The organism is Micromonospora sp. NPDC047465, from assembly GCF_040643125.1.
Lineage (GTDB): Bacteria > Actinomycetota > Actinomycetes > Mycobacteriales > Micromonosporaceae > Micromonospora.
Map to the genome: position 1 here is coordinate 1 of NZ_JBEYTP010000101.1, position 8,075 is coordinate 8,075.

At 71.2% G+C, this 8,075-nt stretch carries 9 protein-coding genes; 1 reads left to right on the forward strand and 8 read right to left on the reverse strand.

Translation table 11 applies throughout. From position 1 onward, the window contains the following. Positions 1 to 122: 122 nt before the first annotated feature. The 8 genes from ABZ793_RS34340 to ABZ793_RS34375 all read right to left on the reverse strand — a co-directional run bounded on the left by ABZ793_RS34340 (position 123) and on the right by ABZ793_RS34375 (position 6,947). Entirely contained in the window at positions 123 to 560 is a 438-nt protein-coding gene (locus tag ABZ793_RS34340; protein ID WP_357465112.1) for a metal-sulfur cluster assembly factor, read from the reverse strand. Continuing rightward, the gene (sufU, locus tag ABZ793_RS34345) at positions 557 to 1,033 is read right to left on the reverse strand and encodes a Fe-S cluster assembly sulfur transfer protein SufU (RefSeq protein WP_357465114.1); all 477 of its coding nucleotides are present in this window, start codon (positions 1,031 to 1,033) and stop codon (positions 557 to 559) included. Before sufU ends, ABZ793_RS34340 begins: the two co-directional genes overlap by 4 nt. A 42-nt stretch (positions 1,034 to 1,075) precedes the next feature. Beyond that, positions 1,076 to 2,380: a cysteine desulfurase gene (locus tag ABZ793_RS34350; RefSeq protein ID WP_357465116.1), complete on the reverse strand. Its 1,305-nt coding sequence runs from the start codon at positions 2,378 to 2,380 to the stop codon at positions 1,076 to 1,078. Positions 2,381 to 2,411: 31 nt separating this feature from the next. Further along, positions 2,412 to 3,185 carry a Fe-S cluster assembly ATPase SufC gene (gene sufC / locus ABZ793_RS34355; protein WP_350686401.1) on the reverse strand — a complete coding sequence of 258 codons (774 nt, stop codon included), beginning with the start codon at positions 3,183 to 3,185 and terminating at the stop codon, positions 2,412 to 2,414. Next, positions 3,185 to 3,511: a non-heme iron oxygenase ferredoxin subunit gene (locus tag ABZ793_RS34360; protein ID WP_350686402.1), complete on the reverse strand. Its 327-nt coding sequence runs from the start codon at positions 3,509 to 3,511 to the stop codon at positions 3,185 to 3,187. Before ABZ793_RS34360 ends, sufC begins: the two co-directional genes overlap by 1 nt. Next, positions 3,511 to 4,653 carry a Fe-S cluster assembly protein SufD gene (gene sufD, locus ABZ793_RS34365; RefSeq protein WP_357465119.1) on the reverse strand — a complete coding sequence of 381 codons (1,143 nt, stop codon included), beginning with the start codon at positions 4,651 to 4,653 and terminating at the stop codon, positions 3,511 to 3,513. Before sufD ends, ABZ793_RS34360 begins: the two co-directional genes overlap by 1 nt. A gap of 108 nt (positions 4,654 to 4,761) precedes the next feature. Continuing rightward, entirely contained in the window at positions 4,762 to 6,192 is a 1,431-nt protein-coding gene (gene sufB / locus ABZ793_RS34370) for a Fe-S cluster assembly protein SufB (protein WP_357465121.1), read from the reverse strand. Then, a complete protein-coding gene (locus ABZ793_RS34375) occupies positions 6,189 to 6,947 on the reverse strand; it encodes a transcriptional regulator (protein ID WP_357465123.1) in 759 nt (252 codons plus the stop codon). The genes sufB and ABZ793_RS34375 overlap by 4 nt, the downstream gene beginning before the upstream one ends. 98 nt (positions 6,948 to 7,045) lie before the next feature. Here ABZ793_RS34375 and ABZ793_RS34380 point away from each other — a divergent pair, with 98 nt between their 5' ends. Beyond that, entirely contained in the window at positions 7,046 to 8,008 is a 963-nt protein-coding gene (locus ABZ793_RS34380; RefSeq protein WP_357465125.1) for a COX15/CtaA family protein, read from the forward strand. The last annotated feature ends 67 nt before the right edge of the window (positions 8,009 to 8,075 follow it).

Sequence of the window (8,075 nt, forward strand, 5' to 3'; positions counted from 1 at the left end):
TTGGTGTGTGGTTTTTACCGGGTGTAGAGCGCCCTCGCGGGGGTTGGTCCGCCCCCCCTCGGGGGGGGGGCGGCCGGCGGGGGGGGGGGGGCGCGCTCGACGGGGACCGACGCTGGGCCGGGTCAGACGTTGAAGCCGAGGGAGCGGAGCTGGTCGCGTCCCTCGTCGGTGATCTTGTCGGGGCCCCACGGCGGGAGCCACACCCAGTTGATCCGGATGTCGTCGACCAGGCCGCCGCCGGGGCCGGTGGTCAGCGCCTGGCGGGCCTGGTCCTCGATCACGTCGGTCAGCGGGCAGGCCGCCGACGTCAGCGTCATGTCCAGCGTGGCGACGTTGTCGTCGCCGACGTGCACCCCGTACAGCAGGCCGAGGTCGACCACGTTGATGCCCAGCTCGGGGTCGACGACGTCCTTCATCGCCTCCTCGATGTCGGCGACGGCGGCCCGGGCACCCGCGGCCTTGCCGCCGTCACCCGAGGCCGGCGCGGCGGTGTCCGTGGCCGGCGTCGCCGTGCCCTCGGCCGCCGGCGTCGCCGCGGTGGCGGTGTCCTCGCTACTCATGCCTTAACCTCCGAAGGGCTCACGCCCACGCCGGCGCGTGCCGCGGCGTCCTTGAACGCCATCCACGGCAACAGCGCGCACTTCACCCGGGCGGGGTAGCGGGCGACGCCCGCGAACGCGACCCCGTCACCGAGCACGTCCTCGTCCGGCGTGACCTGACCACGGCCGGACATCAACTCCACGAACGCCTCGTGCACCTGGAACGCCTCACCCGCGCCCCGCCCGACCAGCAGCTCGTGCAACACGCTCGCCGACGCCTGGCTGATCGAGCAGCCCATGCCGTCGTACGAGACGTCGTGCAGCACGTCGCCGTCGGTCGCCACCCGGACCGTGACCTCGTCGCCGCAGGTCGGGTTGACGTGGTGCGCCTCGGCGACCCGGGCGCCCGGGTCGTCCGCGTCGCGCAGGCCACGGCCGTGCGGGTGCTTGTAGTGGTCCAGGATGATCTCCTGGTAAAGAGATTCAAGCTGCATCAGGCTGAACTCCCGTCGATCCGCGGGCTCCTGCGTCGCCGCTCACTCGAACACCTTCCGCGCCTGCTCCAGGCCCGCCACCAGGGCGTCGATCTCCTCGGTGGTGGTGTAGAGGTAGAACGACGCCCGCGTCATGGCCGGCACGCCGAACCGGGTGCACACCGGCCGGGCACAGTGGTGTCCCACCCGCACCTGCACGCCGAGCGAGTCGAGCACCTGCCCGACGTCGTGCGGGTGGATGTCGCCGAGGGCGAACGAGATGGTGCCGCCCCGGCCCACCGGCACGGTCGGCCCGAAGATCCGCAGGCCGCGCACCGTGGCGAGGGCGTCCAGCGCGTACGCCGTCAGCTCCTTCTCGTGCCACTGGATGGCCCGCATCCCGATGCCGGTGAGGTAGTCGACGGCAGCGCCGAGCGCGACCGCCTCGGCGATCGGCGGGGTGCCCGCCTCGAACCGGGCCGGCGGCGCGGCGAACGTCGAACGCGCCATCGACACCGTCTCGATCATCGAACCGCCGCCGAGCACCGGCGGCATCACCGCCAGCAGCTCGGCCCGGCCCCAGAGCACCCCGATGCCGGTCGGGCCGCACATCTTGTGCCCGGTGAACACGACGAAGTCGGCGTCGTAGTCGACCACGTCCATCGGCATGTGCGGCACCGACTGGGAGCAGTCGAGCAGCAGCAGCGCCCCCACCTCGCGGACCCGCTCGGTGATCCGCGCGGTGGCGTTGACGGTGCCGAGGATGTTGGACATGTGCACCAGCGAGACGATCTTCGTCCGCTCGGTGACCAGGTCATCCAGCCCCGACTCGTCCAGGCGCCCGTGCTCGGTGACCGGGAACCAGCGCAGCGTCGCGCCGGTCCGCTCGCAGAGCAGCTGCCACGGGACGATGTTCGAGTGGTGCTCCATCTCGGAGATCACCACCTCGTCACCGGGGCCGAGCCGGAACCGCGGGTCGGCGTCGGGCCGCAGCGAGGCGTTGGAGAAGGCGTACGCGACGATGTTGATCGCCTCGGTGGAGTTCTTGGTGAACACCACCTCGTCCGGGCTCGACGCGTTGACGAACGCGGCGACCTTCGCCCGGGCGCCCTCGTACGCCTCGGTGGCCTCCGTGCCCAACGTGTGCACCGAGCGGGAGACGTTGGCGTTGTGCATCGCGTAGTGCTCGGCGAGCACGTCGAGCACCTGCCGCGGCTTGTGCGAGGTGTTGGCGCTGTCGAGATAGACCAGCCGGTGCCCGTTGACCTCCCGGTCGAGGATCGGGAAGTCGGCGCGCACCTTCGCCACGTCGTAACGCGGCACGTCGTCGTACTGCGGCATCCCCGGCGGGATCGCGATGGTAGTCATGTCGACCGGCCCACCCATTCTCCGAGAGGAATCAGGCCCGCGCCGAACCGGCCCCGGCGACGTACCGCTCGTAGCCCTCTTCCTCGAGCTTGTCGGCCAGCTCCGGGCCGCCCTGCTCGACGATCCTGCCGGCCACGAACACGTGCACGAAGTCCGGCTTGATGTAGCGCAGGATCCGGGTGTAGTGGGTGATCAGCAGCAGGCCGGTGTCGCCGGTGTCGCGGACCCGGTTCACGCCCTCGCTGACCACGCGCAGCGCGTCGACGTCGAGGCCGGAGTCGGTCTCGTCGAGGATGGCCATCTTCGGCTTGAGCAGCTCCAGCTGCACGATCTCGTGCCGCTTCTTCTCACCGCCGGAGAAGCCCTCGTTGACGTTGCGCTGGGCGAACGCCGGGTCCATCTGGAGGCGCTCCATGGCCCCGCGCAGCTCGCCGCCCCAGGTGCGCAGCTTCGGCGCCTCGCCGTCGATGGCGGTCTTGGCGGTACGCAGGAAGTTCGCCACCGAGACGCCGGGCACCTCGACCGGGTACTGCATGGCCAGGAAGAGGCCGGCGCGGGCCCGCTCGTCGACGGACATGGCCAGCACGTCCTCGCCGTCGAGGGTCACCGAGCCGCCGGTGATCTCGTACTTGGGGTGGCCGGCGATCGAGTAGGCCAGGGTGGACTTGCCGGAGCCGTTCGGCCCCATGATCGCGTGGGTCTCGCCCGAGCGGACGGTCAGGTCGACACCGGCCAGGATCGGCTTGAGCTCACCCTCGGGCAGCTTGACCGACACCTTCAGGTCGCGGATCTCCAGGGTGCTCATTATCGGGTCACTCCATTGCTCGGCGTGAGGCTGACGTAGATGTCGCCGTCGCGGACTTCGACGGGATAGACGGGAACGGGTTCGGTGGCGGGCAGCCCGGTCGGCTCGCCGGTCCTCAGGTCGAAACGGGAACCGTGCAGCCAACATTCCAGCGTGCAGCCGGAGACCTCCCCCTCGGAGAGGGCGACCGCGGCGTGCGAGCACTCGTCGTAGACGGCGTAGAAGGCGTCGTCCTCGCCGTGCACGATCGCGATCTGCGTGCCGTCGACGTCCGCGGCGATCGCGGTGCCCTTCGGCACGTCCTCGGTCGAGCAGATCTTGATCATCAGGCGCCGGCCTTGCTCAGCCGGGCCTCGATCGCGTCGCCGAGCCGCTCGCGCAGCTCCTCGACCGGGATCTTGTTGATCAGCTCGGCGAAGAAGCCGCGGACCACCAGGCGCCGCGCCTCGGCCTCCGGGATGCCCCGGGCCATCAGGTAGAACAGCTGCTCGTCGTCGAAGCGGCCGGTCGCGCTCGCGTGGCCGGCGCCGGCGATCTCGCCGGTCTCGATCTCCAGGTTGGGTACGGAGTCGGCCCGCGCGCCGTCGGTCAGCAGCAGGTTCCGGTTGATCTCGTACGTTTCGGTGCCGGTCGCCTCGGCGCGGATCAGCACGTCGCCGACCCAGACGGTGCGCGCGCTCTCGCCCTGCAGGGCGCCCCGGTAGCCGACGTAGCTGCGGCAGTCCGGCACGCTGTGGTCGACCATCTGGCGGTGCTCCAGGTGCTGCCCCGAGTCGGCGAAGTAGAGGCCGTACAGCTCGGCCTCGCCGCCCCGGTCGGTGTACTCCACCGAGGTGTACTGCCGGACCAGGTCGCCACCGAGGGAGACCTGGACGTGCACCACCCTGGCGTCCCGACCCAGCTTCACCTTCAGGTGCTGGGCCTGCACGGCGTCGTCGGCCCAGTCGGCGACGGTGACCAGGGTCAGCTTCGCCCCGTCGGCCACCGCCACCTCGACGTTGTCGGCCAGCGTTGCCGAACCGGCGTGCTCCAGCACCAGGGTCACCTTGGCGAACCGGCCGACCTCGACGAAGGTGTGCCCGAAGGCGACACCCTCGGCGCCGTCGCCGACCACCCGCAGGGTCACCGGGTCGGCGACCACGGCGTCGCGGGCGACCTGGACCAGCAGCGCCTGCCCGGCCCCGCCGTAGGCCAGCGCGCTGACCCGGTCGACGGGGGTGAGCACGCTGCCCAGCCGGGGGTCGTCGGAGCCGATCCGCTCGACGGTCACGCCCTCGGGCAGGTCGCCGTACTCGTGGCGGACCGTGCCGGTGGCGGCCTGCGCCCCGCCGACCAGGCCACGCAGGCGCTTGAGCGGGGTGAAGCGCCACTCCTCCTCCAGGCCCGTGAGGGCCGGGAAGTCGGCGACGTCGTACGAGCGGAGCGCCTGCGACTTGGTGCTGGGCGGCGCGGAAGCCTGGGTAGTCATCTCTTCCTTGGTCTGTTTCGCGACGACGGTGTCATTGATCGGAGGGTGGGTCGGGCTGGTCGCGGCCCGGCGCGACGGGTCGGCGTCGCGCCGGGAATCAGCCGCGGGTCAGCCGACCGCGCCCTCCATCTGCAGCTCGATCAGGCGGTTGAGCTCCAGGGCGTACTCCATCGGGAGCTCCTTGGCGATCGGCTCGATGAAGCCGCGCACGATCATCGCCATCGCCTCGTCCTCGCTCAGGCCCCGGCTCATCAGGTAGAAGAGCTGGTCCTCGCTGACCTTGGAGACGGTGGCCTCGTGCCCCATCGACACGTCGTCCTCACGGATGTCGACGTACGGGTAGGTGTCGGAGCGGGAGATGGTGTCGACGAGCAGCGCGTCGCACTTGACCGTGCTGCGGCTGTTGGTCGAGCCCTCCAGCACCTGCACCAGGCCACGGTACGAGGTGCGGCCGCCGCCCCGGGCGATCGACTTGGAGACGATGGTGGAGGAGGTGTGCGGCGCGGCGTGCACCATCTTGGCGCCGGCGTCCTGGTGCTGGCCCTCGCCGGCCATGGCCACCGAGAGCACCTCGCCCTTGGCGTGCTCGCCGGTCATGTAGACCGCCGGGTACTTCATGGTGACCTTGGAGCCGATGTTGCCGTCGATCCACTCCATGGTCGCGCCCTCGTGGCACACGGCGCGCTTGGTGACCAGGTTGTAGACGTTGTTCGACCAGTTCTGGATGGTCGTGTAGCGGCACCGGGCGTTCTTCTTGACGATGATCTCCACCACGGCGCTGTGCAGCGAGTCCGAGGAGTAGATCGGCGCGGTGCAGCCCTCGACGTAGTGCACGTACGCGCCCTCGTCGACGATGATCAGCGTCCGCTCGAACTGGCCCATGTTCTCCGTGTTGATCCGGAAGTAGGCCTGCAGCGGGATCTCCACGTGCACGCCCTTCGGCACGTAGATGAACGAGCCGCCGGACCAGACGGAGGTGTTCAGCGCGGCGAACTTGTTGTCGCCGACCGGGATGACGGTGCCGAAGTACTCCTTGAACAGGTCCTCGTGCTCCTTGAGGGCGGTGTCGGTGTCGAGGAAGACGACGCCCTGCTCCTCCAGGTCCTCACGGATCTTGTGGTACACGACCTCGGACTCGTACTGCGCCGCGACGCCCGCGATCAGCCGCTGCTTCTCCGCCTCGGGGATGCCCAGCTTGTCGTAGGTGTTCTTGATGTCCTCGGGCAGGTCCTCCCAGCTGGTGGCCTGCTTCTCCGTGGACCGGACGAAGTACTTGATGTTGTCGAAGTCGATCCCGGTGAGGTCGGCGCCCCAGGCCGGCATGGGCTTGCGGCCGAACAGCCGCAGGCCCTTCAGCCGCAGGTCGAGCATCCAGGCCGGCTCGTTCTTCTTGGCCGAGATGTCCCGCACCACCGCCTCGTTGAGGCCGCGCTGGGCCACCGCCCCGGCGACGTCAGGGTCGGCCCAGCCGTACTCGTAGCGACCCAGGGCGGCGAGCTGCTCTTCCTGGGTCAGGGGCTGGACGATCTGCTCGGTCATCTATCTGTCCTCACAGTGGTGACGGTCTTAGCGGACTGGGCGCGCCCCGGCTGGGCGGGAATGTGCGTGGTGCACACCCCGTCGCCGTGCGCGATGGTGGCCAGGCGCTGCACGTGGGTGCCGACCAGGCGGGAGATCACCGCGGTCTCGGCCTCGCACAGCTGGGGGAACTCGGCGGCCACGTGCGCCACCGGGCAGTGGTGCTGACAGAGCTGGCCGCCGGAGGCGATCGTGGACGCGTTGGCAGCGTAGCCCTCGGCGGTCAGTGCCCCGGCGAGCGCCTCGGCCCGCGCGAGGGGGTCGTCGCCGGCGTCCTCCATGGCGGCCCGGCAGCGGGCCTCCAGGGCGGCGACCTGGTCGGCGGCGAACGCCTCGACCGCGTCGGCGCCGCCGTTGCGCGCGATCCAGCGCAGCGCGGCGGTGGCCATGTTGTCGTAGTGGTGGGTGCCGCAGCGGCCCCGGGCCGCGTCGGTCAGCAGGAACACCTTCGCCGGGCGGCCCCGGCCCCGGTGACCGCGGACCGTCTGGTCGCGGGCGACCACGTCACCGTCGGCGAGCATCGCGTCGAGGTGCCGCCGGATCGCGGCCGGGCTGAGCCCGAGCGCCGAGCCGAGCTGCGCGGCGGTGGTCGCCCCCCGCTCCAGCAACAGGTGGGTGACCCGGTCCCGGGTGGAAAGGTCGCTGGCGGACACGGGCTGACCGGCGGCCGGGGCGGCCGCCGGCTGGTGCCCGGAGAGCGCCGCCGCGTTTTTCACAACGACCACGTTACGTAATTCGTCGGGGGGCCGCAAACCCGGGTCCCGGTGATCCGAACCACCGCGCCGGCGGAGTCGCACGAACCTCGATCACTACGGTGCGTAGGATTTGCGCCGTGACTCCATCCGTCCGGTTCCCGGTCTCCACCGCCCTGCTGCGCCGTCTCGCGCTCGCCTCGATCATCGCGAACGTGGGCATCGTCGTCACCGGCGGGGCGGTCCGGCTCACCCAGTCCGGCCTCGGCTGCCCCACCTGGCCCCGGTGCACGGACGAGTCGTACGTGGCAACCGCCGAGATGGGCATCAACGGGGCGATCGAGTTCGGCAACCGCCTGCTCACCTTCGCGGTCGGCGTCATCGCGCTGGCGGTGCTGGTGGCCGTGCTGCTGCAACGCCCCCGCCGCCGGGAGCTGCTCCCCCTCGCGGTCGCCGTGCTCTTCGGCATCCCGGCCCAGGCGGTCGTCGGCGGCATCACCGTGCTCACCGACCTCAACCCGTGGGTGGTGGGCCTGCACTTCCTCGCCTCGATGCTCGTGATCGCGGCCGCGTACGCGCTGTGGCGGCGGATCGGGGACCCGGTCGGCCCGGCGGTGGCCGTGGTGCCGGCGCCGCTGCGGACCCTGGCGGTGATCACCACCGTGGTCAGCGCGGCGGTGCTGGTGATCGGCACCTGGGTGACCGGCAGCGGCCCGCACGCGGGCGACCACGGCGCGGCCCGCAACGGCCTCGACCCGGAATCGATCGCCCAGGTGCACGCCGACAGCGTCTTCCTGCTCATCGGCCTCTCCGTGGCGCTGGTCTTCGCGTTCCGCGCGGTCGGCGCGGAACGGGCCGCACGGGCCGCCCTGGTGCTGGTCGCGGTGGAGCTGGGTCAGGGCCTGATCGGCTTCGTGCAGTACTTCACCAACCTGCCTGCGCTGCTGGTGGGCGCGCACATGCTCGGCTCCTGCCTGGTGCTGCTGGCCACCCTCTCGGTCCAGTGGGCCACCCGCGAACGCCGTCCCGTCGCGCCGGCCCCGGATCCCTCCCCCGCCGAGGACGCCGTCCCCGTCGCCGCCTGACGGGCGTCAGGCGGCGCCCCACGGCGACGTCCGCCGCCGGCGGGCGGGGTGGGCCGCACGGTGCGGG